28 protein-coding genes are annotated in these 26113 nt (G+C 65.1%); 14 read left to right on the top strand and 14 right to left on the bottom strand.

Annotated features, from left to right (window positions below; all coding sequences use genetic code 11):
- Nucleotides 1-21: 21 nt before the first annotated feature.
- The 3 genes from rpmH to Y88_RS11960 form a co-directional block, all read right to left on the bottom strand.
- Nucleotides 22-156, bottom strand: a complete 135-nt coding sequence (rpmH, locus tag Y88_RS11970) for a 50S ribosomal protein L34 (RefSeq protein ID WP_018075531.1) — start codon at nucleotides 154-156, stop codon at nucleotides 22-24.
- Between the two features lie 434 nt (nucleotides 157-590).
- Nucleotides 591-1370 carry a methyltransferase domain-containing protein gene (locus Y88_RS11965; protein WP_008069592.1) on the bottom strand — a complete coding sequence of 260 codons (780 nt, stop codon included), beginning with the start codon at nucleotides 1368-1370 and terminating at the stop codon, nucleotides 591-593.
- Between the two features lie 138 nt (nucleotides 1371-1508).
- Complete coding sequence (locus Y88_RS11960) at nucleotides 1509-2288, bottom strand: universal stress protein (RefSeq protein WP_008069591.1); 780 nt, start codon at nucleotides 2286-2288, stop codon at nucleotides 1509-1511.
- Between the two features lie 165 nt (nucleotides 2289-2453).
- Between Y88_RS11960 and Y88_RS11955 the strand changes: the two genes are divergently transcribed.
- Complete coding sequence (locus tag Y88_RS11955) at nucleotides 2454-3116, top strand: HAD-IA family hydrolase (RefSeq protein ID WP_008069585.1); 663 nt, start codon at nucleotides 2454-2456, stop codon at nucleotides 3114-3116.
- A gap of 39 nt (nucleotides 3117-3155) precedes the next feature.
- Here the strand turns inward: Y88_RS11955 and Y88_RS11950 are convergent, their stop codons facing one another.
- Nucleotides 3156-4055: a LysR family transcriptional regulator gene (locus Y88_RS11950; RefSeq protein ID WP_008069584.1), complete on the bottom strand. Its 900-nt coding sequence runs from the start codon at nucleotides 4053-4055 to the stop codon at nucleotides 3156-3158.
- Nucleotides 4056-4145: 90 nt separating this feature from the next.
- Here Y88_RS11950 and Y88_RS11945 point away from each other — a divergent pair, with 90 nt between their 5' ends.
- The 3 genes from Y88_RS11945 to Y88_RS11935 all read left to right on the top strand — a co-directional run bounded on the left by Y88_RS11945 (nucleotide 4146) and on the right by Y88_RS11935 (nucleotide 6377).
- Nucleotides 4146-4856 (top strand): CoA transferase subunit A, encoded by a 711-nt coding sequence (locus tag Y88_RS11945; RefSeq protein ID WP_008069583.1) that lies wholly within the window; start codon nucleotides 4146-4148, stop codon nucleotides 4854-4856.
- Nucleotides 4856-5491: a CoA transferase subunit B gene (locus tag Y88_RS11940; RefSeq protein WP_018075532.1), complete on the top strand. Its 636-nt coding sequence runs from the start codon at nucleotides 4856-4858 to the stop codon at nucleotides 5489-5491. The genes Y88_RS11945 and Y88_RS11940 overlap by 1 nt, the downstream gene beginning before the upstream one ends.
- A 202-nt stretch (nucleotides 5492-5693) precedes the next feature.
- Nucleotides 5694-6377, top strand: coding sequence for a glutathione S-transferase family protein (locus Y88_RS11935; protein ID WP_008069581.1), 684 nt, complete (start codon nucleotides 5694-5696; stop codon nucleotides 6375-6377).
- Here Y88_RS11935 and Y88_RS11930 read toward each other — a convergent pair.
- From Y88_RS11930 to Y88_RS11905, 6 genes are all read right to left on the bottom strand, one after another.
- Nucleotides 6362-6778, bottom strand: coding sequence for a DUF983 domain-containing protein (locus Y88_RS11930; protein ID WP_008069580.1), 417 nt, complete (start codon nucleotides 6776-6778; stop codon nucleotides 6362-6364). The two genes, Y88_RS11935 and Y88_RS11930, sit on opposite strands and share 16 nt — an antisense overlap.
- A gap of 122 nt (nucleotides 6779-6900) precedes the next feature.
- Nucleotides 6901-8679 (bottom strand): bifunctional metallophosphatase/5'-nucleotidase, encoded by a 1779-nt coding sequence (locus Y88_RS11925; RefSeq protein WP_008069579.1) that lies wholly within the window; start codon nucleotides 8677-8679, stop codon nucleotides 6901-6903.
- An 86-nt stretch (nucleotides 8680-8765) separates the two neighbouring features.
- The gene (locus tag Y88_RS11920; RefSeq protein WP_018075534.1) at nucleotides 8766-9179 is read right to left on the bottom strand and encodes a (2Fe-2S) ferredoxin domain-containing protein; all 414 of its coding nucleotides are present in this window, start codon (nucleotides 9177-9179) and stop codon (nucleotides 8766-8768) included.
- A complete protein-coding gene (locus Y88_RS11915) occupies nucleotides 9179-9727 on the bottom strand; it encodes a DUF2497 domain-containing protein (protein WP_008069576.1) in 549 nt (182 codons plus the stop codon). Before Y88_RS11915 ends, Y88_RS11920 begins: the two co-directional genes overlap by 1 nt.
- 136 nt (nucleotides 9728-9863) lie before the next feature.
- Entirely contained in the window at nucleotides 9864-11336 is a 1473-nt protein-coding gene (locus tag Y88_RS11910) for a TolC family outer membrane protein (RefSeq protein WP_008069574.1), read from the bottom strand.
- Nucleotides 11337-11342: 6 nt separating this feature from the next.
- Nucleotides 11343-11942, bottom strand: a complete 600-nt coding sequence (locus tag Y88_RS11905) for a protein-L-isoaspartate O-methyltransferase family protein (RefSeq protein ID WP_008069572.1) — start codon at nucleotides 11940-11942, stop codon at nucleotides 11343-11345.
- 210 nt (nucleotides 11943-12152) lie between these two features.
- Here Y88_RS11905 and Y88_RS11900 point away from each other — a divergent pair, with 210 nt between their 5' ends.
- From Y88_RS11900 to Y88_RS11890, 3 genes are all read left to right on the top strand, one after another.
- Nucleotides 12153-13676, top strand: coding sequence for a fumarate hydratase (locus Y88_RS11900; protein WP_018075537.1), 1524 nt, complete (start codon nucleotides 12153-12155; stop codon nucleotides 13674-13676).
- A gap of 90 nt (nucleotides 13677-13766) precedes the next feature.
- Entirely contained in the window at nucleotides 13767-15095 is a 1329-nt protein-coding gene (locus Y88_RS11895) for a sensor histidine kinase (RefSeq protein ID WP_008069562.1), read from the top strand.
- A complete protein-coding gene (locus tag Y88_RS11890) occupies nucleotides 15092-15865 on the top strand; it encodes a LytR/AlgR family response regulator transcription factor (protein WP_008069560.1) in 774 nt (257 codons plus the stop codon). Before Y88_RS11895 ends, Y88_RS11890 begins: the two co-directional genes overlap by 4 nt.
- Nucleotides 15866-15880: 15 nt before the next feature.
- Here Y88_RS11890 and Y88_RS11885 read toward each other — a convergent pair whose 3' ends face one another.
- Nucleotides 15881-16579, bottom strand: coding sequence for a superoxide dismutase (locus Y88_RS11885; protein WP_008069559.1), 699 nt, complete (start codon nucleotides 16577-16579; stop codon nucleotides 15881-15883).
- 157 nt (nucleotides 16580-16736) lie between these two features.
- Between Y88_RS11885 and Y88_RS11880 the strand changes: the two genes are divergently transcribed.
- Nucleotides 16737-18032 (top strand): chloride channel protein, encoded by a 1296-nt coding sequence (locus Y88_RS11880; protein ID WP_018075538.1) that lies wholly within the window; start codon nucleotides 16737-16739, stop codon nucleotides 18030-18032.
- 6 nt (nucleotides 18033-18038) lie between these two features.
- Here the strand turns inward: Y88_RS11880 and Y88_RS11875 are convergent, their stop codons facing one another.
- Both Y88_RS11875 and Y88_RS11870 read right to left on the bottom strand, forming a co-directional pair.
- Nucleotides 18039-19958 carry an NAD(P)-binding protein gene (locus tag Y88_RS11875; RefSeq protein WP_232281049.1) on the bottom strand — a complete coding sequence of 640 codons (1920 nt, stop codon included), beginning with the start codon at nucleotides 19956-19958 and terminating at the stop codon, nucleotides 18039-18041.
- 81 nt (nucleotides 19959-20039) lie between these two features.
- The gene (locus Y88_RS11870) at nucleotides 20040-21545 is read right to left on the bottom strand and encodes a YifB family Mg chelatase-like AAA ATPase (RefSeq protein WP_008069556.1); all 1506 of its coding nucleotides are present in this window, start codon (nucleotides 21543-21545) and stop codon (nucleotides 20040-20042) included.
- Nucleotides 21546-21714: 169 nt separating this feature from the next.
- Here Y88_RS11870 and Y88_RS11865 point away from each other — a divergent pair, with 169 nt between their 5' ends.
- From Y88_RS11865 to Y88_RS11845, 6 genes are all read left to right on the top strand, one after another.
- Nucleotides 21715-22503, top strand: coding sequence for a hypothetical protein (locus tag Y88_RS11865; RefSeq protein ID WP_008069554.1), 789 nt, complete (start codon nucleotides 21715-21717; stop codon nucleotides 22501-22503).
- 183 nt (nucleotides 22504-22686) lie between these two features.
- The gene (locus Y88_RS11860; RefSeq protein WP_026166873.1) at nucleotides 22687-23118 is read left to right on the top strand and encodes a CBS domain-containing protein; all 432 of its coding nucleotides are present in this window, start codon (nucleotides 22687-22689) and stop codon (nucleotides 23116-23118) included.
- A gap of 86 nt (nucleotides 23119-23204) precedes the next feature.
- Complete coding sequence (gene erpA / locus Y88_RS11855) at nucleotides 23205-23537, top strand: iron-sulfur cluster insertion protein ErpA (protein WP_008069550.1); 333 nt, start codon at nucleotides 23205-23207, stop codon at nucleotides 23535-23537.
- The gene (gene xth / locus Y88_RS11850; protein ID WP_008069548.1) at nucleotides 23534-24337 is read left to right on the top strand and encodes an exodeoxyribonuclease III; all 804 of its coding nucleotides are present in this window, start codon (nucleotides 23534-23536) and stop codon (nucleotides 24335-24337) included. The genes erpA and xth overlap by 4 nt, the downstream gene beginning before the upstream one ends.
- A gap of 332 nt (nucleotides 24338-24669) precedes the next feature.
- A complete protein-coding gene (locus Y88_RS19400; RefSeq protein WP_008069546.1) occupies nucleotides 24670-24813 on the top strand; it encodes a hypothetical protein in 144 nt (47 codons plus the stop codon).
- A gap of 143 nt (nucleotides 24814-24956) precedes the next feature.
- Nucleotides 24957-25421: a Fur family transcriptional regulator gene (locus Y88_RS11845; protein ID WP_008069545.1), complete on the top strand. Its 465-nt coding sequence runs from the start codon at nucleotides 24957-24959 to the stop codon at nucleotides 25419-25421.
- Nucleotides 25422-25444: 23 nt separating this feature from the next.
- Here Y88_RS11845 and Y88_RS11840 read toward each other — a convergent pair whose 3' ends face one another.
- Nucleotides 25445-25978, bottom strand: a complete 534-nt coding sequence (locus tag Y88_RS11840; protein ID WP_008069544.1) for a GNAT family N-acetyltransferase — start codon at nucleotides 25976-25978, stop codon at nucleotides 25445-25447.
- Nucleotides 25979-26113 lie beyond the last annotated feature (135 nt).

Genomic DNA, 26113 nt, shown 5'->3' with positions numbered 1-26113 from the left:
CCTGACCGGTATCGGTCAGGTTCAGGCCGACAGGTTCTTGCGGCCGCGGGCGCGACGGGCGCGCAGGACCTTGCGGCCACCGACAGTGGCCGTGCGGGCACGGAAGCCGTGACGACGGGCGCGGACGAGGCGGCTGGGCTGAAAGGTGCGCTTCATGGTTGTGCTCTGCTCTAGTTCGAAATGGATCGCGAAAAGCGCCCGGACATGACGGAAAGACTCCGACACTGTCCCGTGCCACCGCGGGAATCAGGGGGCGGCGGATACTTAAAGACCGCCGATCCGTCAAGGTTGTGCGTGGAAGTGTTTGCGCCAGCCCCTGTTCGACATGGAAGAAACCATGGGCGATGGCGAAAAAGACACCGACACGAACGGAGCCCGAGCCCCCAGGAAGCCTGCCCCCAAGAAAAAAGCCCGACCGTTGCCGGCCGGGCTGAAAGTTTTGGGAGAGGATGCCTGAAAGGCAGTTTCTATATGCGCTGCGTCAGGTTTTTGTGCAAGTGCGAAATGATACAGAACGATTGCAATTCTTGCACCGATGGTAAACGCTACGGAAAGCGAGCCTTCGGCGCCGACCCGCCATGGATTTGCGATCAACCGCGCTTGACGAACCGCAGGACGAAGCGGTCGGTATGCCCGCGAATCGCGGGATCGAAGACCAGCGTGTTGTGGGGATCTTCTTCGCGATGCAGCGTGGAACTCTCCCCATCGAGCACGAACCCGGCCCGGGCGAAGTCGGCCTTGACCCGTTCGGGATCGATGCGGTGGAACTTGTCGGCGATCTGGCGCGGATCCCCACCCGCAGGACCGACATGGTCGATCACCACGACACGCCCGCCGGGACGCAGGGCCGCGTACCAGTTGCGCAGAACTGCATCGACATCCCGTACCGGGTAATGGAACTTCACCGAGCTCCAATAGAGATCGTGATATTCGAGATGGGCGAAAATCAGGTCGAGACTCGCCGGAGCCAGCGCCTGCACCCCCGCGCTGACGAACAGGGGGCGGATATTGGGGTGGCGGGCGAGAATCGGCGACCATTTGGCCACATCGACATTCTCGACGGTTCCAACCGCATAGACCATGCCCTTGGGCCCGACCACATCGGCGAACAGTTCCGAATAGTACCCGCCGCCCGCGCCCCAGTCGGCAACGACATCGCCGGGATGGACCTGCGCAAAGGCAATGATTTCGGCAGGCTTGCGCCCTTCGTCGAGCGCCCGGCGGTCCGCGTCGCGCCCCGGATCGGCAATCGCGGCCGCGATCGGATCGGCGTGAACAGGGGAATGGGCGGGAGGGCGGGCATGGACCGGCGCGGCCAACGCGAAAGCGAGCGTCGCGGCACAGGCCGCGACGGAAGAACGGGACACCATGACGAACTCCCCCAAAAAGAAATCAGGCCCAAAAAGAAATCAGGCCCAAAAGGAACAGGGCCGCGCAAGTTTCCCTGCGCAGCCCCGTCACTTTCGTCAGTCAGCCCTGCTCCCGTCAAGCAGCATGCAGGGCAAGCATCAGTGTGCCAGCAGCAGCGGCACCATCGACCGATCGAGCAGCGCGCGCGAAACGCCGCCCAGAAGCAGTTCGCGCAGGCGGCTCTTGCCGAACAGCCCCATCACGACGAGCCCGGCATCCTTTTCGCGAGCAAAGTCCTCGATCGTGGCGGCAATCGTGCCCTTGCGTTCGACTTCATGGCATTCGGCGTGAATGTCGTGGCGCGAGAGATAAGTTGCAGCCTCGGCCGCCGGATAATCGTCGCCCTTTTCGCGAACGGTCAGCAGGTGGACCGAGCTTGCCATGCGCAGCAGCGGCAGAGCCGCACGCACGGCCGCCGCACCTTCATGACCGCCGTCCCAGCAGATCACCGCAGGCTTGTCGAAAGCGAGCATCGGCACGCCCTTGGGCACGGCCAGAATCGGCGAACGCACGCCAAGGCCGATCTCCTCGAGCGTCGGATCTTCAAGGCTGGTGACGACGACGTCGGTAAAGCGCGAGGCTCCGGCCACACCTTCGATCGGGCCTTCATCGACGATCACCACGTCGAACGGCACATCCTGCGGCGCGAGGCGGGCGTCGAGCTGGCTTGCCAGCTTTTCATCGGCAGCGCGGACCTGGTTGATGGCTTCGGCCGAGAGCGCGGCCCCCCCAAAGGGTTCCCACAGCGCGAGTTCGGCAAAAGGCGTGGCGATCTGGAACGTGACATGTCCCTTGGTCGCACGAGCCAGGGCGAGAGCGGTCTCGACCCGGTCATCAAGCGTGGCGGAATTGTCGACCGGGCACAGAATGGAGCGCATGTGGGATCCTCCTTCTTAGAATTGCAGGGAAAATCGCTCCCCGGCCGCGAGTCGGCCATGATCCACGTCAATTTGTCACGATAACGGCTTGCTCGCTTTAATCGATCCCTTAAGGATTGAAACCAACCCCGATGGAAAACGGGAACCGGGAGTGGGTACCATATCATGCAAAATGCGACTGTAGACCGGTTCGAAGCCGTGATCTTCGATTTCGGCGGGGTCATCACCGCCTCCCCGTTCGAAGCATTCAACCATCTGGAAGTCGAGCGAAATCTGCCTCGGGATTTCATTCGGACGGTCAATGCCGCCAACCCCGACGACAATGCCTGGGCGCGATTCGAGCGGGCCGAGATCGACGCCGCGACGTTCGACGCCCTCTTTGGCGAAGAAGCGCGGGCCTTGGGGCATGATCTCGACGGGGCGTCGGTGCTTGCCGTGCTGGCAGGAGCGGTGCGTCCGGCCATGGTTGCGGCGCTCGACCGGTTGACGGCTGCGGGATACCGCATCGCCTGCATCACCAACAACGTGCCCACCGGCCATGGCGCGGGCATGGCACGCACCCTTGCGCCCGACGACGCGCTGGAAGCGGTGTTCGCCCGGTTCGAGCATGTGATCGAGAGTTCCAAAGCCGGCCTGCGCAAGCCCGATCCGCGCATCTACACGATGATGTGCGATCGTCTCGGCCTTCCTCCGCGAGCCTGCGTCTATCTCGATGACCTCGGCATCAACTGCAAACCCGCCGCCGCGCTCGGCATGCATGCGATCAAGGTTTCGAGCGGGGAACAGGCGCTGTCCGACCTGTCGAAGGCGCTCGGGTTGCCGCTTTGACGCGCATGTCGTCCCGCGAGGCATTGGCGGCCAGGCCGATCACGCCGGGTCGATCTGCAACTGCGACGCGCGCCGGAACAGTTCGAGTATCAGCGGATCGCGCTCGGTTTCGCGGATCGCGGCCTCGAATTGCAGGTGCCGCGTCGGGCGGGGCAGCAATTCGACAAGAGCGCCTCGCGCCAGATCCTCGCGGACCATGGTTTCGGGCATGACCGCCGCCCCGCGCCCGGCAAGGACGATGTCGATCAACGTGCGGACATTGTTGCAGGTCGCGACCGCACGAGCCTGGATATCGGTCCCCGAAACATTCGAGCCCGACAGGCATTCGCGTGTCACCGCATGAAGCGGTGACGTGGGCGGCAGGGCCCAGACCGGGATCGCGCCCGCCGCATCCCCGTCGCGCAAGCTGCGGGCCGTTTCCGCACTGGCCGCAAAGACAAGCCCGACCGTGCCGATCGCCGCCGTGCGGATGCCGGGACTGGCCACCGGTCCTGCCAGAAAGACAAGATCGCTGCGCCCGCCAAGCAGATGCTGGACCATGCGCGCGGTGAGATCGAGTTCCACTTCGAGCGTGACGCCGGGCAAGTCGCGCTCCACGTCGCGGACGAAGCCGGGCAGGCACCCGGCCGCCGCGATTTCACCGGCCCCGACGCGGACCATGCCCGCCGCCCCTGAAAAATCGCTGGCCTTGTGGAGCGCGCGTTCGAACCCGGCCCAGAGCGGTTCCACTTCGCGCACCAGGTCGCGCCCCCGCGCGGTCAGGACCATCATGCGCCCTTCGCGCCGGAACAGCGCGACGCCCAGTTGCTCCTCGATCTCGCGCACCCGGGCCGAGATCGCGGGCTGGGTGGTGTTGAGCCGCTCCGCCGCCGCCCGGAACGTGCCGAGGCGTGCAATCCAGAGCAGCGTTTCGAGGTGATAGATGGCAAGGCGTTTCATAACCCCTGTCTATCAAATTCCATAAAAAAGTATCGCTATTGCCGATTGATCAAAGCAGTTAGCCTCTCCTCGTCTGAATGGGAGAGATTCATGGCCAACAAGCTCTATCCCGATGCTGCCTCCGCCCTCGACGGCCTTCTCGTCGATGGCCTGCTGATCGCTTGCGGCGGCTTCGGGCTCTGCGGCGTTCCCGAGCGCCTGCTCGACGCGGTGCGCGATTCGGGTGTCAAAGACCTGACCTTTGCCTCGAACAACGCGGGGATCGACAACGAAGGGATCGGCAAGCTTTTGCGCACGCGGCAGGTGCGCAAGATGATCTCGTCCTATGTGGGCGAGAACAAGGAATTCGAACGCCAGTACCTGTCGGGAGAGCTTGAGGTCGAATTCTGCCCGCAAGGGACCCTGGCCGAGCGCATGCGCGCGGGCGGAGCGGGCATTCCGGGCTTCTACACCAAGACCGGCGTCGGAACGCTCGTCGCCGAAGGCAAGGAAATCAAGACCTTCGACGGGCAGGACTATATCCTCGAGCGCGGGATCTTTGCCGATCTCAGCCTCGTCAAAGGCTGGAAAGCGGACGAAAGCGGCAATGTCGTGTTCCGCAAGACTGCCCGCAATTTCAACGTGCCCGCAGCCACCTGCGGCAAGGTCTGTGTGGTCGAAGTCGAGGAAGTGGTGCCGACCGGCAGCCTCGACGCCGATGCGATCCACCTGCCCGGGGTCTATGTCCAGCGCATGATCGTGGGCAGCCCTTACGACAAGAAGATCGAATTCCGCACCACCCGCGCACGGGAGAACGCATGATGGGCTGGACCCGCGACGAGATGGCGGCGCGCGCCGCCCGCGAGTTGAAGGACGGTTTCTACGTCAATCTGGGCATCGGCATTCCGACGCTGGTGGCCAATCACATTCCCCAAGGCATGACCGTCACGCTCCAGTCGGAAAACGGGATGCTCGGCATCGGCCCCTTTCCCTATGACGACGAAGTCGATCCCGACCTCATCAACGCGGGCAAGCAGACGATCAGCCAGGTGCCGCAGTCGGCCTTTTTCGACAGCGCAGCCAGCTTCGCGATGATCCGCGGCGGGCATATCGACCTGACCGTGCTGGGCGCGATGGAAGTTTCCGAAGGCGGCGACATCGCCAACTGGATGGTGCCGGGCAAGATGATCAAGGGCATGGGCGGCGCCATGGACCTGGTCGCCGGGGTCAAGAAGATCATCGTCGTCATGGAACATTGCGCCAAGGACGGCAGTTCCAAGTTCATCCCGGCCTGCACCCTGCCGCTGACCGGCCAGAACGTCGTCGACATGATCGTCACCGACCTTGCCGTGTTTCAGCGCCCCGATCACCAGAGCCCGTTCTATCTGGTCGAACTGGCGCCGGGCGTGTCGGCCGACGAAGTGGCCGCCAAGACGACCGCCCGTTATGAAGGCTGATACCAACCTGCGATGAGTTGGGCTCATCGCAGGTTGGTATAAGGCCGCGCGCCGTCTGAGCGAAACGACCTGCAATGAGGTCTTCTCATTGCAGGTCCGTATGACACGGCGCGCCTGACGAGGTGAGGCCGAAGGGGACTTGCCGAAATTCCGGTTTTGCCGGAGTTTCGGCCTCCTCTGACACCTTGCCGGAAAGCCCGCCTTGTATACCCTGATCACTGCCAACCGGAACTATTCGAGCTGGTCGCTGCGCCCCTGGCTGCTGATGAAGGCACTGGGCATTCCCTTTGTCGACCGCATCGAACCCTTTACGCAGCCCGTGAACTGGGCTTCGTTCCGGGCCTTTTCCCCGACGGGCCAGGTGCCTGCCCTGATCGACGGGGAAACGACGGTCTGGGATTCGCTGGGCATCGCGCTCTATCTCGCGGACCGGCATGGCGGCATCTGGCCACAGGATCCTGCCGCACGGGCCTTCGCCCAGTCGATCGTCACCGAAATGCACGGCGGCTTCGGTGCCTTGCGCAACCGTTGCACGATGAACGTCGGCGTCCGCGCCCGGATCGCCGGGATCAGCGCCGACCTTGAGCGGGACATCGCCCGCGTCGCCGAGATTTTCGAGCAAGGGCTCGACCGTTTCGGCGGCCCCTGGCTCACGGGCGAGGCGTTCACCATTGCCGATGCGTTCTATGCCCCGGTCGCCTTCCGCATCCGCACTTATGGCCTCGACGTCGGAGAACGCGCGGGCGAATGGGTCGAGCAGGTTTTAAGCCATCCCGCCACGCGCGAATGGGAACAGGCCGCGCTCGCCGAAACCTGGCGCGAGGCCGAGCACGAGGCCGATCTTGCCCGGTGCGGCGCGATCATTGCCGACTATCGCGCGTCCTGATCCCCATCGTCGCGCGCGTCGAGCCGGTGCCACGCGGTTTCGGTTCCGGCCTCGACCGCGCGGTTCAGGTATTGCGAGGCCACCAGCCACCCCTTGAACGGGCGCAAGGACCCCAGGCACCCGACGGCCACGATGGGCAGCGACACCAATGCGTGGACCCACCAGGGCGGATCGAACTGCACCTGTACCCAGACGGCCACGAACGTCAGCGGAAAGGCCGTGATGCACAGCGCGAAAAAGGCCGGGCCATCGTCGGCATGGGCGAACCGGTAATCGAGCCCACAGACCGGGCACCGCTCGACCAGTTTCAGCCATCCGGCAAACATCGGCCCCTTGCCGCATTCGGGACATGTCCCGCGCCAGCCGGACCGGAAAATCCGCCGCAGCTTGTCATTCGCCATGACACCCTCGTCCCTTTCGCTTCCGACCTTCGCGGTCCGGCACAAGTCTGGACCCGGCAGGGATCGAGGGCAAGCGTCAGCCTTATATCGGGTTGGCTTGCATCGCGATGGAGCGTCCGAACCTAGCGAACACCTTCGCGCAGGACGCGATGCTCGGCCGGAACCGTGCGCACGGGGACCGCGCCGACCCAGGCTTCGAACGCGTCGATGTCGGCGCCGCCGTTGACCGCATCGGCCTTGCCCGCAAAACCGGTGAAGCCGTCACCGCCCTGGGCGAGGAAATTGTTGATCGTCACGCGATAATGCGCGGCCGGGTCGACCGGTTTCCCCTCGAACGTCATCGCCACGACCCGGTCGCCTTCCGCCCGGCTGCGGTCGAAACGCCATGCAAAGCCCGCAGAGGGGCTGAGCACTTCGAACGGGCCGCGATCGTCGATCCCCTGTTCAAGCGTCGCCTTGAGTTCGGCTCCGGTCAGCGTTTCGGTGACGAGCAGATTGCCGAAAGGCTGACTGGCATAAAGATCGCCGAACGTGACCGCGCCGTCGCTGCCCGGCACGATCTGCGCACGGATCCCGAGCGGACCGGTCAGGGCGATTTGCGCTCCGGCCACTCTGGTTGCGGCGAGATGAGCATCGGCGATCAGATTGCCGAGCCCGGCGCCATCCCAGATGTCGCCCCCTTCGCCGCGTGTCGCAGGACCCGACAGATGACCGACGACCCGTGTGATCGCGCCATGGGCCGCCGTGACATAGCGCCCGACATAGGCCGCGATCGCCGGATCGGGCTGAAACTGCGGATAGACCGTGGTGGGGGCAACCGAGCCCTTGGCCGAAGTATAGCCGACCGACTGCACGATCACGTTGTGGGCATGACGCGCCACGACCCGATGGCGGCGCGGATCGATGGAAAGGGCGATGTCGGTCACTTCTTCGCCATAGTGCCCCGCACTGGTCAGCAGGAGCGTGCCCGCGCGCCCGGGAACCGGATAGTCGCAGACATAATCGCGATGGGTATGGCCCGAGACGACCAGATCGACTTGCGGATCGAGCCGGTCGAGAATCGGGCGAATGTCTCCGGTCAGGCCTTTGCACCCGTTGGGATCGTCCCCCGTGGCGGCGCCCCCCTGATGGATCAGGACCACGACCGCATCGGCACCTGCGGCTTTGAGCTTGCGCGTCTCGGCATTGATCGTCTCGACCTCATCGCGAAAGGCAAGCCCGGTGACGCCGCCCGCGCTGACCAGGCTCGGCACGTCCTTGAGCGCAAGACCGATCACCCCGACGCTCACCCGAGCACGTCCCTTGCCGAACCAGCGCAAGTCCGAGGCGGGGAACAGCGTCTTGCCCGTCGCAACGTCGACCGTGCTGGCGGCAAGGTAGTGGTACGAAGCGCCCGCGAAAGGTTCCAGCGCGCAAGGCTGATGGACCGTGTATTTCGCGCAGCCCCCGTTCTGAAGCCGCAACAGTTCGGCGCGGCCACGATCGAATTCGTGATTGCCGACCGCGTTGTAATCGACGCCCAGCCGGTTCATCACCCCGACAGTCGGCTCGTCGAGATAGAGCGATGAGGCAAGCTGCGACGCGCTGGTCATGTCGCCCGCTGCGACGGTCAGGTGATAACGATATTTCGCGCGGATCTGCTCGACCGCGCTCGCGAACCAGGCAGCACCGCCTGCGGGTACGGCAACCGTTCCCCCTTTGCCGTCGGGCGCGGCGACCGACTGGCGGGGCGGTTCGAGATTGCCGTGAAAGTCGTTGAACGCGACGATACCGATTTCGACGGGCCCGATTGCAACCGGGCCCACAGCCGCGTGGTGGTGGCGCGTCGCCGCCTCGGCCGGAGCGATAGCCAGAAACGGGAGGACCAGCGAGGCGAAAGCGGCAAGGTTCTGGCGCGGCAAGGCAATTTCCCCGTTTGCAGGAGTCCGTTTGCCCCATGCCTACCCGGCGCGAATGACCGAATGAAGGCGTTTTCGTCCCGCGATCGTCAGCTCTCGGGCGGGGTGAGGCGGTATTCCTCTACCGGCACGCCACCGATGATATGTTCGACGAGAATGCGCTCGATCACCGGCGGAGTGCAGGAATGGTACCAGATGCCGTCGGGATAGACGACCGCCACCGGCCCGGCCATGCACACGCGCAGGCACCCGGCCTTGCTGCGCAGGACGCCCGTCGATCCGCCAAGCTTGAGCTCTCCCAGCCGCCGCTTGAGATAGTCCCAGCTTTCGCGACCGACTTCGCGCGGGCAGCACTTGTCCTTTTCGGGATCGACGCAAAGGAAGATGTGATGCCGGGGCGCGAACCCGCCGAGCATCTCGACGGCCCGGCCAGCTTGCATGATCTCGTTCTGCACGATTTTTGGGGCCGCGCCTGCGTCCGCCCGGTCTTCGGGTACGGCCATCAGCCCTTCTTGCGCACGATCCGGGCGATTTCGGCGGCGACCATGCGTTCGACCATCGCGGGCAGGTTCTTGTCCAGCCATTCGGCCAGCATCGGACGCAGCATATCGCGCACGAGCCCTTCAAGCGAGGTTTCGCCCGAACGCACGATCTGCGGCTGAGCTCCCGGGCCAGACAGGGCCGCCAATGCTTCGAGCGATTCGCGCATAGCGGCGGCCGACGCCGCCGTCAGCAGCGATTCGGTGGTTTCTTCATTGCTGCCGCCCGATCGCGGGAAATCGGCCATGTCTTCGTCCTTCGCCATCGCAGCAGTGGTGGTCGAGCCCCTGACGGGCGTTTCGCAGGCAGATGCCGGGCGTTCGGCGGCCAGAATCTGTGCCGCGACTTCGCCCAGATCCAGCACGTCACTGATCCGGTCGCGCACGAGCGTATCGCCCGACGATTGCCAGCCGGTATCGCGGCGCGGAGCATCGAGCCGGTTGTCGCGCGCGATCACTTTCTTGATCGACGCGAGGATTTCCTCGACCGAGGGTTCGCCAGCCTGACGCATCTCTTACCCGATCCCCTGTGCTTCACATACGGAAGCGTCAAACCCTGAACCGATTCCGCCTCTGGCCGAATCGATATGATACGCCCGGCTCCTGAAGCACCCTGCCCCTAACCGAATCAGCGCAATGATTGCACTATCATGGCATGGGCTGGGGAGGAACCTTTGCATCTTGCGCTGAGGTATTCACCGTACGCGTCGCATCGGGCTCCGGCTTGGGATCCTCGTGCCAGTCCCATCGGTCGCTCCGGACATGTTCGTAGTGAACATTGGGATCATAAAGCGCCACGCCCTGTTCGTTGTCGAGCGCAAGATCCTTGGCCTGCGCCTTGCCCATCGCGGCCAGGAGGTTGAAACCCGCGACATAGGCATTGCGCCGCGCCGTCACCAGCTTGACCTGCGCGTTGAGCAGTTCCTGCTCGGCGTCGAGGATGTTGAGAATCGTGCGGTTGCCGACCGTGTTTTCCGCCCGCACGCCTTCAAGGCTGAGCGCGGCGGCTTCGACGGCGGTCTGGTTCATCGCGATATTGTCGTTGGCCGCCTGCAACGAGGCATAGTCGGCGCGCACGGTCGCGATGACCTGACGCTCGACCGAGATTTCCTTGTCCTGCGCGGCGCCTTCGTTGGCTTGCGCCTGACGGATCTGCGCGCTGGGACCGCCGCCCTGATAGATCGGGATGGTTGCCTGCAACCCCACTTGCGCCGTGCTGACATGGGGGAGACTGCCGATCGCCTGCGCCAGCGGCGAAAGCGTGCCGAGATAGTCGGTGTAGTTGTACGATCCGACCACCGCGATCTTGGGCATCCGCGCGGACGAGGCCGAGCGCACGTCGTAATCGGCGGCCTTGGTCGCATAATGCGCAGCGGCAAGGTCGGGATTGGAATCGAGCGCGATCTGCACCGCTTCGTCGGGCGAAGCGGGCAGCCCTGCCAACGGCGGCGCGGGATCGAGATCGCCCGGCGCATGGCCGACGACCTGAATGTAATGTTCGCGCGCGGAAATCAGGTTGGCTTCGGCCGTGCGCAGATCCGCCCGCGCGAGCGCAAGGCGCGAATTGGACTGCGCAACGTCGGTACGGGTCACGTCGCCGATTTCGAAGCGGTCGGTCGTCGCCTTGAGGTTGACTTCCAGAACCTGCACGTTGTTGCGATTGAGACCGACGATCGCGGTGTTGAGCGTGACGTCGAGATAGGCGGCAACGACCGAGGAAAAGACCCCGCTTTCGGTGCTGCGCAAGCTCGCTTGCCCCGCTTCGACCCGAGTCTTGGCCGCGCGCACCGAATTGCGCACGCCCCCACCGGAATAGACCGGCGCATTGAGCGAGGTGGACGCACTGGCCGTGTCGCTGGGATAGAAATCGAGATCGCCGTTGGCCTGCTTCTCGATCGTGTGAGCATAATAGACCGAGCCGGAGAGGCTGGGGAGGCCGGAAGCCTGTGCGATCGGAACGTTCTCGTCCGTCGCACGCTGGCTGGCGCGCGCGCCCTGCAGATCAGGATTGCCCTGATAGGCAGCAACGAGCGCGTCGCGCAGGCTTTCTGCCCGGCTTGCCGCCGACGTGGCGCACAAGGCCACGCCGATCAGCAACCGGCTCCATCCCCGCCCCCCCATGGCGGATCAGAAGCTCCAGGTCTTCTTCGCAGCGAATTCGCCGAGCGCGGCAAAGTCGGCTTCGCCCAGAACCGTGAACGAGAGTTCGCCCGCGACCTTGCGACCGATGGCAAGGCGCGGAACGCCACGTTCGATAAGACCGGTAACGATGCGGCCGCCGTCGGCCAGAACCGCGCCCAGCTTGGCCGGGGCTTCCTCGATCGCGCCGTCGATCAGGACGAGCGAATAGGGCGCACCCGCATTCCAGTCAGCATCGGGAGCGGCAACGGTCACCTTGCCGGCCACCTTCGCGGTGACGGCAGCAAGATAGGCGCCGGGCTTTCCGATCACGAGCACGCGATCTTCGGCCACCGGTTCAGCCGCCGTCAGCATCTGCCCATGGGTGAGAGCCGGTGCAAGCACCGTACCGTCGCCCAGCGGAACCGCGCGGTCCATATAGGCAATGGCGCGCTTTTCGGCGGGGACATAATCTTCGCGTGCGATCGCGGCAAAAGCCGAAAGGATCGCCAGATCGTTGACGCCGCTGACCCGCAGTTGGCTCTCGATCATTGCACGGCGTGCAACCGCCAGTTCTTCACTCGCCACGCGTTCTTCCACCAAGGTCATGAATTCCCTCGTCTCTTGACGTCCCGGCGCGAACGCGCCGACAAATCGGCAGCCCCATGGGGCAACCGGCGCATGACCTGATCCTCTAGATTATCGTCTAGCCCGCGCCAAGTTATTTGCATGTCGTCCGTCGAGGCGTAATGGGCGTGCACCGATTTGGCCGCGCGCAGCCCGTTTGGCGCCCGGCCGAACCCATGGAGGTTGAGCGAAATGGCAGAGATGGTGACCATCCGCGAGGCGGATCTGGTGGAAAGCGTCGCGGACGCACTGCAGTACATCAGCTATTTTCACCCGATGGACTACATTCGTGCGCTGGGCGAAGCCTACAAGGCCGAACAAGGCCCGGCGGCCAAGGACGCGATCGCGCAGATCCTGACCAACAGCCGGATGTGCGCCGAAGGGCATCGCCCGATCTGCCAGGACACCGGCATCGTCAACGTCTTCATCCAGTGGGGCCAGGACTGCCGACTCGAAAGCGACAAGAGCCTGCAGGACGTCGTCGATGAAGGCGTTCGTCGCGCCTATCTCAATCCCGACAACAAGCTGCGCGCCTCGGTCCTGACCGACCCGGCCTTTACCCGCCGCAACACCCGCGACAACACGCCCTGCGTGCTGCATGTCGACATGGTGAAAGGCAACAAGATCGTCGTCGACGTCGCGGCCAAGGGCGGCGGCAGCGAAAACAAGTCGAAGTTCAAGATGATGAACCCGAGCGATTCGATCGTCGACTGGGTTCTGGAAATGCTGCCCCAGATGGGTGCCGGCTGGTGCCCGCCGGGCATGCTCGGCATCGGTATCGGCGGCACGGCCGAACATTGCGTCCTCTTGGCCAAGAAGGCCCTGATGGAGCCGATCGACATGGCCCAGCTCAAGGAACGCGGGCCCCAGACCGACATCGAACGCCTGCGCATCGAGATCTTCGACAAGGTCAATGCGCTCGGCATCGGCGCGCAGGGTCTTGGCGGCCTTTCGACCATTCTCGACGTCAAGATCATGGACGCACCCTGCCACGCGGCGGGCAAGCCGGTCGCGATGATCCCCAACTGCGCCGCGACGCGCCACGCGCACTTCGTGCTCGACGGTTCGGGACCGAGCTTCCTTGAACGTCCCAAGCTCGACGAATGGCCGCAAGTCCACTGGGCTCCCGACGCCGCGGCCAAGCGCGTCGATCTCGACACGCTGACGGCCCAAGACGTCCAGAGCTGGAAGCAGGGCGACCGCCTGCTGCTCAACGGCAAGATGCTGACCGGCCGCGACGCCGCGCACAAGCGCATCCAGGACATGCTGGCCAAGGGCGAACCCCTGCCGGTCGAATTCAAGGGCCGCGTGATCTATTACGTCGGTCCGGTCGATCCGGTCCGTGACGAAGTCGTCGGCCCGGCCGGTCCGACCACCGCGACCCGCATGGACAAGTTCATGGACATGATGCTCGACCAGGGCCTGCTCGCCTGCGTCGGCAAGGCCGAACGCGGTCCGGCCGCGACCCAGTCGATCGCCAATCACAAGTCGGCCTACCTCATGGCCGTGGGCGGCGCTGCCTATCTCGTCTCGCACGCGATCAAGGCGGCCAAGGTCGTCGGCTTTGAAGACCTGGGCATGGAAGCGATCTATGAATTCACGGTCGAGGACATGCCGGTGACGGTGGCCGTCGATTCGGAAGGCAACAACGTGCACCAGCTCGCCCCGCTGGTGTGGAAGAAGAAGATCGCCGAGGAACACCTGCTTCCGCTCTGAAGCGGGAACGGGTCTTCATCGACCAACGCATGACAGGCCCCGACCGCCGCTCTGGCGCGGTCGGGGCCTTTCTTCTTATAGTCCGGGCCCATGGGGACCCCGACCGATACCGATCCGAACGCGGACCTGCCGCGCGTGCCGCATGTTCCCGCGCGGCAAGTGCTGGCTTCGGCCGTTGCGCTCTGGCTGTGCTATTTCGCGCTCATCACCTTGCGCGCGATGGTGGTCGAACTGGGCGAATTCACCGACTTGCTCTGGCGGCGGGCACTCGTCTCGCTGGCGGGGATCGTCGTCACCATGATCGCCTGGCCGCTGCTGCGCCGTTGCGACGGCAAGCCGATCGCGCTGCGCCTCGCTGCCGCTCTCGTCATCATGCTTCCCGCCGCACTGGTGCTGGCGATCATCAACCAGCAGGCCTTTGCCCCGGTCGAAGCGCGCATCGTCGCCCATCTCACCGATGAAGCGACGCATGGGGCTCCCGCGCCTCGTCTCCCGCACGGGGATTCCTCGAAAATCAGCGTGCGGCACGACCTTTCCGGCAATCTCCTGATCGATATCGATTCCGCGCCGACCTCGGCAGCGTCTCCGCTGCCCCCGCCTCCCCCCCTCCCGCCCCCGACGGCTGCTGCCGAGCGCGACATTCTGGGCCTGGTGAAGGACGAGGGCGTGTGGCGGCAGCTGACCGATGTCGCGCTTGGCCGCTATTTCCTGCTGATCGCGTGGGCTGCGCTCTATCTCGCGCTCGGCAATGCGGAAATGGTGCGCGCGGCCGAACGGCGCGAGGGCGAATATCGCCGCGCCGCCAAGGCCGCCGAACTGCGGTCGCTACGTTATCAGGTCAATCCGCATTTCCTGTTCAACACGCTCAATTCGCTGTCCGCGCTGGTCATGACCGGCCGGAGCGAGGCGGCCGAGCGCATGATCCAGACGATGTCGGATTTCTATCGCCACAGCCTGACCGCCGATCCCACTGCCGACGTCCCACTGGCCGACGAGATCGCCCTGCAACGCCATTACCTCGAGATCGAGGCAGTGCGCTTTCCCGAACGACTGCGGACCCGATTCGACATTCCTGCTGACCTTGCCTGCGCGACCGTGCCGGGGATGATCCTGCAACCGCTGGTCGAAAACTCGATCAAATATGCAGTGGCGGCAACGACCCGCCCGGTCACCATCAGCATCGTCGCGCGCTCGGAAGGCGGTCGGCTGATCCTCACCGTATCCGACGATGGCCCGGGCAAGCCCGCCGACGCCTCGGGCACGGGCATTGGCCTTGCCAATGTCCGCAGCCGCCTCGCCGCCCGGTTCGGGCATGACGCCAGCGTCGAAAGCGGCCCTCTCTCCGGCAGGGACGAGAGCGGCTACGCCACCCGTCTCATCCTTCCCATGGCCCAAGGCGAAAGCACGTCCCACCCATGACCGACACCTTGCGCACCCTGATCGTTGATGACGAACCGCTGGCCGTCGAACGGCTCCAGATCCTCGCCGCCCGCATTCCGGCCCTTGCGGTCGTCGGCGCGGCCAACGACGGCGCGCAGGCACTGCGCCTGGTCGAGGCGCTGGCCCCGGACCTGCTGCTGCTCGACATGACCATGCCCGAGGCGGACGGGCTTGCCGTCGCGCGGCGGCTGCTGAGCGGCCCCCTGACCGGCCCCAGCCGCCCGGCGGTGATCTTCGTTACCGCCCACGATCACTTCGCGGTCGAGGCTTTCGACTGCGACGCGGTCGACTATGTCCTCAAGCCCGTGGCGCAGGACCGGCTCGAACGCGCGGTCGAACGCGCCCTTGCGCGCCGGGGGATGCCCGCACCGACCGAAACGCCTGCCCCGGCGCCCTCCGAAAACACATCGGAAAGCGAATGGATCGAGGAATTCTGGGTCCCCCATCGCAGCGAACTCGTGCGCCTTGCCGCCGGGGACATCGACCGCATCGATGCCGAGCGCGACTATGTCCGGCTCCACGTCGGGTCGCGCTCTTACCTGATGCTGCACACCATTCAGGGACTGGAAGACCGCCTCGATCCCACGCGGTTCATCCGCCTGCACCGCTCGACCATCGTGCGCCGAGACCGTATCACCGGCCTGCGCCACGACGGCCTCGGCGTGTGGTCGGCGGAACTCGCCGATGGCAATGCCCTGCGCATCGGTCGCACCTACCTTCCCCGCGCCAAGGCCATGGCCGGACGTTGACCCGGACGCATCCCGTCAGAAGCGCAACGAGGCCCCCGCCCAGTCGAGCAAAGGCAGGATCGCCGTCAGATAGTCTGCCCGGCGGTTCTGTTCGTCGAGATAATAGGCGTGTTCCCACACGTCGATGACGAGCAGCGGGGTCATCCCCTGCGTCAGCGGTGTGTCAGCGTTCATCGTCGCGAGAACCTTGAGCTTGCCCGCATCCGCCGCGAGCCAGGCCCAGCCGCTGCCGAACTGACCGACGGCAGCCTTGGTCAGTTCCCCCTCCAGCGCTGCCTTGCTGCCGAAATCGCGGATGATCGCGGCGGCCAGCGCATCGGACGGGGCGCTCCCTTTGGGCGTCAGGCTCTGCCAGTAAAGGTTGTGATTGAGCGCCTGTGCCGCATTGTTGAAGACGGCTTTCATCTCGGCCTTGCCCGCGCTTGCCAGCACGACCTCTTCGAGCGAGGCCGAGGCGAGCGGGGTTCCGGTCACCAGCTTGGCAAGGTTGGTGAAGTAGCCCTTGTGATGCTTGTTGTAATGGAAATCGACCGTCCGCGCCGAAATGGCGGGGGCGAGCGCATCGGGGGCATAGGGCAGCGGCGGCTGGGTCTGCGGCGAACGGCTGCGCGGCGCCGTCGCCTGTGCGGTCTCGCTGCCGACGGCAAGAGCCGCACCGACGCTCCCCGCAACGGCCATGGCCCGCAGGACCTCGCGACGATTGCTGGTCGACATATCCTTGTTCCTCCAAAGACTTGGGATCTCGGTCGGGGCAAACGACACGCGCGGCCGACCTCTGTTCCCATCATGCCACGGCCACCCCCGCGAGGAAAGGCGACGAAACGTTGCCGCAAAGAGTGCATTTGGTGCGACAAGCGGTTAAAGGCCCGCCATGTCAGCCGGAACCGCCCTCGCCGCCCGGAAGCTCCGATCCCCCGCCGCCTTGCGCGAAGCCCTGCGCTCGCGACTCGCGGCCCTGACCGGGGCGATCGTCCTTGCCGTCGTTGCCATCGTCTTTGCCCGTTGCGGCGAAGTGGCGCAGGACCTGTTCCGCCATGTCGACAGCGATCATCCGCTGCTGGCACTGCTGCTTCCCCCCGGCCTCTTCATGTCAGTGGTCTGGCTGACCCGCACGAGCGCGCCGCTCGCACGGGGATCGGGCATTCCCCAGGTCATGGCGGCAGCCGAACACCTCCATTCGCCCACTGCGGAAAAGTCGCTCTCGCTCGGCACCGCAACGATGAAATTCGTCGGCACGCTTGCCGTGCTGGTCGGTGGCGGATCGGCCGGACGCGAAGGCCCGAGCGTACAGATCAGCGCGGCGATCATGCGTGCGGTCCATCGCCTGTTCGGTGCGCGCGTCACCAGCGGGATCGTCATTGCCGGGGGCGCGGCCGGGGTTGCCGCCGCGTTCAACACGCCTTTGGCGGGAATCGCCTTTGCGGTCGAGGAACTGGCCTCCGCGTTCGAACAGAAAGTGGCGATGACGGTCATGGCCGCGGTCATGGTCTCGGGGCTCGTCAGCCTCAGCCTTGCCGGGGATTACGTCTACTTCGGGGCGATGAACGCACAGATCAACGGCCCTGCCATGCTGCTGGCAGCGCCTCTCGCCGGGGTGATCGGCGGGCTCATGGGTGGCATTTTCGCCCGTGTGCTGGTGATGTTCGCCTGGTCGCGGGCCAACTGGCTCACCCCGGTCCGCGCACATCCCGTCCTCTTTGCCGGGCTGTGCGGCGTGATCGTGGCCGTGACCGGCTATCTCAGCGGCGGACTGTCATGGGGCACCGGATATGGCACGACCAAGGCGCTGCTGACCGGCCAGACCGCCCCGCTCGCCTTTGCCCCGGCCAAGCTGATCGCGACGACGGCCACCGCGCTCAGCGGCGCACCGGGCGGCATTTTCGCGCCCTCGCTCTCGGTCGGCGCGGGCCTTGGACAATGGATGGCGCTTGCGGTTCAGGCGATTTTTCCCGGCGTCCCCTCGGGCGCGATCATCCTGCTCGGCATTGCCGGCTATTTCACCGGCGTCACCCGCGCGCCCCTGACGGCGGTCATCATCGTCATGGAAATGTCGGCCGACCGGGGCATGATCCTGCCGCTGATGGCGACAGCCCTGGTCGCCGACACCGTCAGCACCATGGTCTGCCGCCGCAAGCTCTATCACGCCCAGTCGCTGCAGTTCCGGTAAAGTCGCTCAGCCCAGTTCGGCAATCGCGCGGGCGGCCATGTCGATGGCGAGTTCGGTCGTGTCGGTTCCGCCCGAATCGGTATTGGCAATCGCGATCGCGCCACAAGGCCGACGCGCCAGCAAGTGCGGCGGCGGCGCCCCGGTCTTGAGAAAATCGTCGTAAAGCGCCGAGTACCAATAGGAATAGCCGTGGCCCCAACGGTTGACGGTCAATCCGGCAATGTCGCGTGCGGGATCGAAACCATAGGGCCCGAGCGCACGGCCGAGCTGTTCGCGGGTGTTGCGCTCGAACGTCTCGAACGAAGTCGCGTACAATTCGGCGCGACCGATGCGGAACTGGTCCTTGATCGGCAGGCCCGGCGTCTCGAACCCGTGCAGCATGGTAAGGACGGTCGGATCATCGGGCGTCTGCGAATGGCGATAGCCGCCGATCGAGACCGGCTGTTCGAGAATGAGCGAAGCGTAATAGCTGCCCGGCGCATTCATGTAGCACGTCCCCGCCTTGTGGAACGCGCGCCAGTTGTTGAGCCAGACATTGACCCACAAGTTGGGCGTTTTCACGTTGTAGGACAGCGCCTCGCGCTGTTCGGCGGGCAATTCGGGGCAGATATAGGGGATCACATAGTTCCAGCAGGCGAGCACGCATTGCCTGGCCCGCGTCTTGAGGAACTGCCCGGCAACACCCCCGCGCGTATAGTGGACTTCCACCCCGCCCGGGACGTTGGCGACATGGACCGCCGTGCTGTTGAGGCGCAGGCGCGTCGCATTGGCCGCGTCATCAAGGCGACTGTAATCGACGCGTTCGAGCATGACCCCTTCGGCCGTACGCCCCTTGAGCGCGCCGGGGATCAGCCGCCCGACCAGAAGCCGGGCCACCGTCGCGTTGCCTTCGGGGAAATGATAGCTCGTCCCCGCCTCGTCGGTTTCATAGGCGGCGGGAAGACCGAGCCCGGCAAAGCCCGGCAAGCCGAAACGCTGATGCGCCGACAGGGCCGTGGTCGAATGCAGCCCCCGCCCACTGCCGAATGTGCGGTCGCGCAGATAAGTGACGACCATGGGGTCGCACCCGGCCGGACCGGTCAGGTAATCGGCATAGCTCATGGTATCGAGACGGCGGACTTTCTCTTCGACCGTCATGCCCGCCATGTAGTCGGTCGCGGCATGATAGAGCCGATGCACATCAGCCCGTGCACGCGGCGACAGCGGCGCATCGGCCATGAACCGCGCCCACCGCGCCTCTGCATCGGCAGGCGTCGTCGGCGCGTAGAGATAAGTAAAATCGGTCCAGGGCGCCGGATCGGGCAAAAGCACATCACGTCCGAACGTCTCGCGGTCGAAGAACACGCCCTGCCCCATGCCGTGGCGGTGATAGAAACCGGGATCGACCGTTTCGGCGGCCAGCTTGCCGATGTCGATGCCCAGCGCGCGATAGAGATCGGCATGGGCACCGCCGGTCTCGCCGTCCTCGGCGAAAATATTGAAGCTGCCCGCATTGGACAGACGCATGGACGCGCCTTCGCCGAACTCGTTGCGCTTGGCATGACCCCCGAAATCGTCGTGATTGTCGAGGATCAGCACGCGCTTGGAGCCGCCATGACGCTGCTGATAGAACCACGCCGCGGCCAGACCGCTGATCCCGCCGCCCACGACGATCAGGTCATAGCTGTCGGCGGTTTCCTGCGGCGCGCCCGTCGGCATGAAGACATGATCGCGCAGCGCGTGGCCGGTCGAATAGGCCGTGGGATACCCGCTGCCCCGCATCCCCGTCAGCGCGGGGGGATAGGGCATCGGGTCGGCGGCGCGGGCGGATGTGCCGGGGACGAGACCCGAGAGAGCGGCACCCGACATGAGCGCACCGTTGAGGAAGTCACGCCGCGCGATCGGCATGCCCATGCCCATGCCCAGGTCCCGATCGCTGCTCTTCATGTCCTTGCGCCCTTTTTCTGTCCGTTGGGACGTCGTCATACTCCGGCAAGGCGGCAAGGCATCCGCTTTGTTGGAAAAATCCTATGCTCTGGGCGCGACCCGGCGATAGCTCAGCGCCTCGGCCACGTGAACGCGACCGACCGTTTCCGCCCCGGCCAGATCGGCAATCGTGCGCGCCACGCGCAGGATGCGGGTATAGCCCCGCGCCGACAGCTTCATCGACGTGGCCGCGCGCGTCAGCAGATCATGTCCCGCCGCATCGGGCATGGCGAACCGCTCGATGAGGTCGCCGTCGAGTTCGGCATTGCTGCGTCGCCCGCTGCCCGCAAGGCGTCCGGTCTGGACCGTCCGGGCCGCCGCGACGCGGGCTGCCACTTGCGCCGAGCCTTCCTTGGGCGGAGGCAGCGACAGGTCGGTCGCCGAAACCGGATCGACTTCGACATGAAGGTCGATGCGATCGAGCAGCGGCCCGGAAATCTTCGCCTGATAGTCCGCCGCGCAGCGGGGCGCCCGGCTGCACGCCAGCGCCGGATCGGCAAGATGCCCGCAACGGCACGGGTTCATCGCGGCGATGAGCTGGACCCGCGCGGGAAAGGTCACGTGGGCATTGGCGCGCGCAACGGTGACTTCGCCGGTTTCCAGCGGCTGACGCAGCGAATCGAGAACGGTCCGCTGGAATTCGGGCAATTCGTCGAGGAACAGGACGCCCAGATGGGCCATGCTGACTTCGCCCGGTCGCGCCTTGTGCCCGCCGCCGGTCAAGGCCGCCATCGAGGCGGAATGGTGGGGCGCGCGGAACGGGCGAGCCCGGCTGATCCGCCCTTCCTCCAGCGTTCCGGCCACCGAAGCCACCATCGAGACTTCGAGCGCCTCGGCAGGTGTCAAAGGCGGCAGGATCCCCGGCAGGCAAGCCGCCATCAGTGACTTGCCCGCCCCCGGAGGCCCGACCATGAGCAGGTTGTGCCCGCCCGCCGCCGCGATTTCGAGCGCGCGCCGGGCGGTCTCCTGCCCTTTGACCTGACGCAGGTCGGGACCGGGCGGGGGCAGCGCGGGTTCGCCCGGCTGCGGCGGGGACAAGGATTGCGTCCCTTTGAGATGGTTGAGCAGCGAGATGAGATCGGGCGCGCCGATCACGCTTGCCCCGGCCCAGCTCGCCTCGCTCCCTTGCGCGGCGGGACAGATCAGCCCCTTGTCCTGTCCGGCGGCATGGAGCGCGGCCAGAAGCACGCCGGGGCTCGGGATGATCCGCCCGTCCAGCGCGAGCTCGCCGACCGCGACATGCTCGGCAATCACTTCGCGATCGACGATCCCCATCGCCGCCAGCAGCGCGAGCGCGATCGGCAGATCGTAATGCGACCCTTCCTTGGGCAAGTCGGCGGGCGAGAGATTGACCGTGATCCGCTTGGGCGGCAGCGACAGGCCCATAGCGGCCAGCGCGGAATGGACCCGCTCGCGGCTTTCCCCCACCGCCTTGTCCGGCAGGCCGACGACGCGAAAGCTCGGCAGCCCGGCCGAAAGCTGGCATTGCACCTCGACCGAACGGGCATCCAGCCCGAGGTAGGCGACCGTGGCGACGACCGCGACCATCAGCGCGCGTCCTTCTGCTTGCAAAATCCAGCCATAAGGAAAAACACTTAACCCGCAGCGCCCTTCGCCCCATCCCGGAACTGCGCCGATTTGGCGGCAACTGCGCCCAGCCCCTTAAGCGTCGTTAACCAATTGCATTTGCGATTGAGCAAGAGGACAACGGCGATGCATGCTGCCCATGCGTCGCCACGCCTTCCTTGCTCCCCTTGCGCTCGCCGCGTCCCTCGTCGGGGTGCCGGTGGATGCCCGGGTGCCGGAAGCGACGACATCCGCAGCGACCACCCATGCGACTGCGGCCCACCCGACACCGACCCGCACGACGACGACCCGGACCTGGACCGATGCCTCGGGCGTGCGCTGGACCGAAACGCGCACCGTCGAAACCGGTACGAGCGCCGGGGCCGATCGCATGGTCGAAACCTCGGACCAGCCCCGCGTCAAGGGCATTGCCCGGTTTGGCCCCTTCGTCGTCATCGACGCCGGTCATGCCGCACTCGTTGATGCCACCGACGAAACCTCGCCCGCCCGGTTTGCCGGGATGCTGCACGCTTTTCCCGGCATTCGCGTGCTCGAAATGATCGACTGCCCCGGAACGTTCGATGACACGGCCAACTTGCGTCTCGGCCGGATGATCCATGCCAGCGGGATCGCCACCGACATCCCGACCGGCGGGTCGGTGCGTTCGGGGGCGGTGGAACTGTTCCTTGCCGGTGTCACGCGCCACGCCGCGCCCGACGCGGAATTCGCGGTTCATGCCTGGGAAGACGATGCCGGGCACGGCCCCCGTGATTTCGCTCCCGATGCGCCCGTCAACCGGGCCTATCTCGATTACTATCGCGCCATGGGCATGACGCCCGAACATGCCGGGGCGTTCTATGCCCTGACCAATTCGGTGCCCAATGCCGGGGTCTTGTGGCTCCATGTCGCCGATATTGCACGTTACGTCCCGCTGGACTGAAAACGGCGCCGTCAAGACGCGGGCAATCAAGGCGAAATGCCCCTCGGCACACGTTTCGACGCATTCGAAACACCGCGCAGAAAGTTTTCCAACAGACCTCTTGCAGATTCGCGCTTTCGTGGCATCCTGTTCTGAGGAAGGCACAAAAAACCAAGCCTTCCGTAAGGGAAATTGGAGGATGCGATGACGATAGCAAGGCTTGTTGCCGGGCGAAGCGGCCCTGTCTGGAAAATTCATGCGGAAGATACGGTGGCCGATGCCGTCGAGCTTCTGGCAGAGCGCCGTATTGGTGCACTGCCGGTCGAGGATGTCGGCGCGGAAGTCGCCGGGATCTTTTCCGAACGCGACGTTCTCTATTCACTCCAGACCAACGGTGCGGACATCCTGCGCCGCAAGGTGCGCGATGTGATGACCACTCCCGTCATCACGGCCTCTCCGGACCAATCCGTGCTTGAAGCTCTCGCCCTCATGACCCAGCGTCGCATCCGTCACTTGCCGGTGATGGAAGACGGCCGGATGATCGCCTTCATCTCGATCGGCGACCTTGTGAAATACCGCATCGAACGGATCGAAGCCGAAGCCGATGCGATGCGCCATTATATCCAGTCTGCCTGAGCGCGCGGTCCGGGATTCACCCTTCAGAATCCCGGACCGGAGTGTGACTGCTTGAGGTTCATCGGGCGACACCCTATCTTCAGGTCATGAACGCCTCGACCGTCACTTTGTCCCCCAGCGCCGCCGCGCGCATTTCCGCCATCGCCGAGCGTCAGGCAAAGCCTGCGATTCTGCGTCTTTCGGTCGAAGGGGGCGGCTGTTCGGGCTTTCAGTACAAGTTCGATCTGGCCGATGCGCCGGAAACCGACGACATCGTGACCGAAACCGACGGCGTTCGTCTGGTCATCGATCCGGTCAGCATCGACCTTCTGGGCGGTGCGGTCGTCGAATATGTCGAATCGCTGGGCGGTTCGGCCTTTCGCGTCAGCAATCCCAATGCGGCCTCGGGCTGCGGTTGCGGCGCGAGCTTCAGCGTATGAGCGAAAAGCGCGCGTCTTCCATCAAGGTCGCTTCGTTCAATATCAACGGGATCAAGGCCCGCCTTCCTCGCCTGATCGAATGGCTCGAGGAAACGCAGCCCGACATCGCCTGTCTCCAGGAAATCAAGACCCAGGACGAAGGCTTCCCGGCCGCCGATTTCGCCGCGATCGGCTATGAAGCGATCTGGCACGGGCAAAAGGGCTTCAACGGCGTCGCGATCCTCGCGCGCGGGGAACGCCCGGTCGAAGTCCAGCGCGGCCTTGCCGGCGAACCCGAGGACGAACATTCCCGCTATCTCGAAGCCGACGTCATGGGACTTCGGGTGGTGTGCATCTACCTGCCCAACGGCAATCCGCAGCCCGGCCCCAAGTTCGATTACAAGCTGCGCTGGATGGAGCGGTTGAAGACCCGCATGGCCCAGATCGCCGCCGAGGAAGTCCCCGCGCTCGTCATCGGCGACTACAATGTCATTCCCCGCGACAACGACATCTGGTCGACGCGCGCGATGGCCGACGATGCGCTGATGCAACCCGAATCGCGCGCCGCCTATCGCCGCCTGCTTCATGCCGGCTGGACCGACGCGCTCGGGCTGCTCAACCCGCGTGGCGGAGTCTACACGTTCTGGGACTATCAGGCGGGCGCCTGGCAACGCGACCATGGTTTTCGCATCGATCATGCGCTGCTTTCGCCCGAGCTTGCCGACCGACTCGTCGCAGCCGGGGTCGACAAAACCTATCGCGGGCGGGAAAAGGCCAGCGACCACGCCCCGGTCTGGGTCTCCATCGCCGAGCACGCGTGATCCCACCGCCATCGAGGGATATGCCAACCATTTGAAATTGGCGCAAAACTCCCATTTCGACGAAGATCGTTATGGGGGTACCTACTTTTTGTTATACCTTTGTTACATCGCTTCATCTGGACATCGGGGAGCCTTGCGGATTAAGGCGCGCCTGCCCGCTGGTGCGCAATGCCCAAGGGCTTGGAATTGTGAAAGCCATACCTACTTTATGGCGCACATGCGAAAAGGGTTCCGCCCGTTTCGCACCGCTTCGGCCGGTGGCGTCCCCCCACACCGGTCAGGCACCGGCTCCTTCCCCCAAGGGGTCGGTGACATGGATTGAAAGACGTCTGATGAAGCCCTTTGGCAAGGAGTTTTATCGTGCGCTGCTGATCGGGTTCTTGCTCGGCAGCGCCGGGATGGCATTGACTGCGAACGGCATCGAAGTCTCCGCCAAGCCCACCACCGTTGCGAGCACTCCGGCGCAACCTCGCTGATCGCCTGGCGCAAGCGACGATTGCGCCTCCCCACACCATAGTGCGGCACGTCCACCCCATCGCCCGTCCCCACGGACACGCGATGGACAGGGATGCACGGCTTAGCCTTTGCATGCCGCCCTTCTCGGGCTTATCCTTTCACCATGGCCAGCCACCTGCATCACGATCTCGTCGGCGAAAACCTGATCGACGCGGCGCGCAATGCGCTGGTGGTGGCCGGTGAACAGTGGACCGACATGCGGGCCGACGTGTTCGAGGCCCTTGCCGCCCAGCACAAGCCCGCGTCCGCCTACGACATCGCCGAAAGCGTCGGGCAGCGCCGCGGCAAGCGGGTTGCCGCCAACAGTGTCTATCGCATTCTCGACCTGTTCGTGCGGACCAATCTGGCGCGCAGGGTCGAAAGCGCGAATGCCTATGTGGCCAACCCCCATCCCGGATGTCGCCACGACTGCATTTTCCTGATCTGCGATTCCTGCGGACAAGCCACGCACATCGACGATGACCGCCTGACCGATGCCTTGCGGGAGGCCGCCGTCCACGCCGGTTTTGCCGATGTGCGCCCGGTGGTCGAAATCCGGGGCGTTTGCAGCAACTGCGCCGGAGCCTGAAACCGGGTCCGGCGCTCCCGACTTCAAAGCGCCTTTCGCATCCGCTTCATCGGGACCGGCGCCCCGCCGCGATCGTCGACGATTTCCTCCACCACTTCGTATCCCGAGGCGAGATAGAGCGGTATGCCGGCCATCGTTCCCATCAATTCACACGCGGCAAAGCCTTCGTCGCGGGCAGCCGCTTCGCAATGAGCGAGCAGGGCACGACCAACGCCGCGTCGGGCGAAATCGGGATGGGTGTACATCGCCCGGATCCGCGCCGGTTCGCTCGCGGGATCGAGCAGGCGCGGTTCGCGCAAGCCGGCGCTGTGGTCCCCGCCGTAAAGCGTCGCGCGGCGGCTCCATCCCCCGCATCCGGCGATCGCGCCATCGAGTTCGGCCACGAAGTAAGTCCCGTCGACGACAAGCTGGCGATCGAGCCCCATCACCGCGCGGCTGGAAACGATCTGTTCGGGCGACAGGAACCCTTGCTGAAGATGCTCGATCGCGGCGTCCATCACGCCACGCAGAGTATCGAGATCGGCAATCGTTGCCGGACGGAATGCGATGCTGGTCATGGCTCGGATCCTTGGCGCGCGGGCCCCGTGACAGCAATCCCCTATTTGCCAGACCCCGACGACGAACCCTGCGTTCGCCGCCCAATTCGACATAAGGTGCGAAATCGTGCATAAGGATGGAATGTCCGTACCTCC

The organism is Novosphingobium nitrogenifigens DSM 19370 (genome assembly GCF_000192575.1).
In the GTDB taxonomy this organism is placed as follows: Bacteria; Pseudomonadota; Alphaproteobacteria; order Sphingomonadales; family Sphingomonadaceae; genus Novosphingobium; species Novosphingobium nitrogenifigens.
This window is presented reverse-complemented; position numbering and strand designations above follow the sequence as displayed.

Bases quoted from the DNA above. Each gene is read 5' to 3' on its own strand.
- Y88_RS11960 (WP_008069591.1), bottom strand. From the start codon at position 2,288: ATGCGCTCCATTCTGTGCCCGGTCGACAATTCCGCCACGCTTGATGAC.
- Y88_RS11940 (WP_018075532.1), top strand. From the start codon at position 4,856: ATGGGCTGGACCCGCGACGAGATGGCGGCGCGCGCCGCCCGCGAGTTG.
- Y88_RS11860 (WP_026166873.1), top strand. From the start codon at position 22,687: ATGACGATAGCAAGGCTTGTTGCCGGGCGAAGCGGCCCTGTCTGGAAA.
- Y88_RS11845 (WP_008069545.1), top strand. From the start codon at position 24,957: ATGGCCAGCCACCTGCATCACGATCTCGTCGGCGAAAACCTGATCGAC.
- Y88_RS11905 (WP_008069572.1), bottom strand. From the start codon at position 11,942: ATGACCTTGGTGGAAGAACGCGTGGCGAGTGAAGAACTGGCGGTTGCA.
- Y88_RS11965 (WP_008069592.1), bottom strand. From the start codon at position 1,370: ATGGTGTCCCGTTCTTCCGTCGCGGCCTGTGCCGCGACGCTCGCTTTC.
- Y88_RS11955 (WP_008069585.1), top strand. From the start codon at position 2,454: ATGCAAAATGCGACTGTAGACCGGTTCGAAGCCGTGATCTTCGATTTC.
- Y88_RS11880 (WP_018075538.1), top strand. From the start codon at position 16,737: ATGTCAGCCGGAACCGCCCTCGCCGCCCGGAAGCTCCGATCCCCCGCC.
- Y88_RS11865 (WP_008069554.1), top strand. From the start codon at position 21,715: ATGCTGCCCATGCGTCGCCACGCCTTCCTTGCTCCCCTTGCGCTCGCC.
- Y88_RS11920 (WP_018075534.1), bottom strand. From the start codon at position 9,179: ATGGCCGTACCCGAAGACCGGGCGGACGCAGGCGCGGCCCCAAAAATC.
- Y88_RS11870 (WP_008069556.1), bottom strand. From the start codon at position 21,545: ATGGTCGCGGTCGTCGCCACGGTCGCCTACCTCGGGCTGGATGCCCGT.
- Y88_RS11875 (WP_232281049.1), bottom strand. From the start codon at position 19,958: ATGAAGAGCAGCGATCGGGACCTGGGCATGGGCATGGGCATGCCGATC.
- Y88_RS11885 (WP_008069559.1), bottom strand. From the start codon at position 16,579: ATGTCGACCAGCAATCGTCGCGAGGTCCTGCGGGCCATGGCCGTTGCG.
- Y88_RS11945 (WP_008069583.1), top strand. From the start codon at position 4,146: ATGGCCAACAAGCTCTATCCCGATGCTGCCTCCGCCCTCGACGGCCTT.
- Y88_RS11895 (WP_008069562.1), top strand. From the start codon at position 13,767: ATGGGGACCCCGACCGATACCGATCCGAACGCGGACCTGCCGCGCGTG.
- Y88_RS11840 (WP_008069544.1), bottom strand. From the start codon at position 25,978: ATGACCAGCATCGCATTCCGTCCGGCAACGATTGCCGATCTCGATACT.
- Y88_RS11950 (WP_008069584.1), bottom strand. From the start codon at position 4,055: ATGAAACGCCTTGCCATCTATCACCTCGAAACGCTGCTCTGGATTGCA.
- erpA (WP_008069550.1), top strand. From the start codon at position 23,205: ATGAACGCCTCGACCGTCACTTTGTCCCCCAGCGCCGCCGCGCGCATT.
- Y88_RS11915 (WP_008069576.1), bottom strand. From the start codon at position 9,727: ATGCGTCAGGCTGGCGAACCCTCGGTCGAGGAAATCCTCGCGTCGATC.
- rpmH (WP_018075531.1), bottom strand. From the start codon at position 156: ATGAAGCGCACCTTTCAGCCCAGCCGCCTCGTCCGCGCCCGTCGTCAC.
- Y88_RS11890 (WP_008069560.1), top strand. From the start codon at position 15,092: ATGACCGACACCTTGCGCACCCTGATCGTTGATGACGAACCGCTGGCC.
- Y88_RS11930 (WP_008069580.1), bottom strand. From the start codon at position 6,778: ATGGCGAATGACAAGCTGCGGCGGATTTTCCGGTCCGGCTGGCGCGGG.
- Y88_RS11900 (WP_018075537.1), top strand. From the start codon at position 12,153: ATGGCAGAGATGGTGACCATCCGCGAGGCGGATCTGGTGGAAAGCGTC.
- Y88_RS19400 (WP_008069546.1), top strand. From the start codon at position 24,670: ATGAAGCCCTTTGGCAAGGAGTTTTATCGTGCGCTGCTGATCGGGTTC.
- Y88_RS11910 (WP_008069574.1), bottom strand. From the start codon at position 11,336: ATGGGGGGGCGGGGATGGAGCCGGTTGCTGATCGGCGTGGCCTTGTGC.
- xth (WP_008069548.1), top strand. From the start codon at position 23,534: ATGAGCGAAAAGCGCGCGTCTTCCATCAAGGTCGCTTCGTTCAATATC.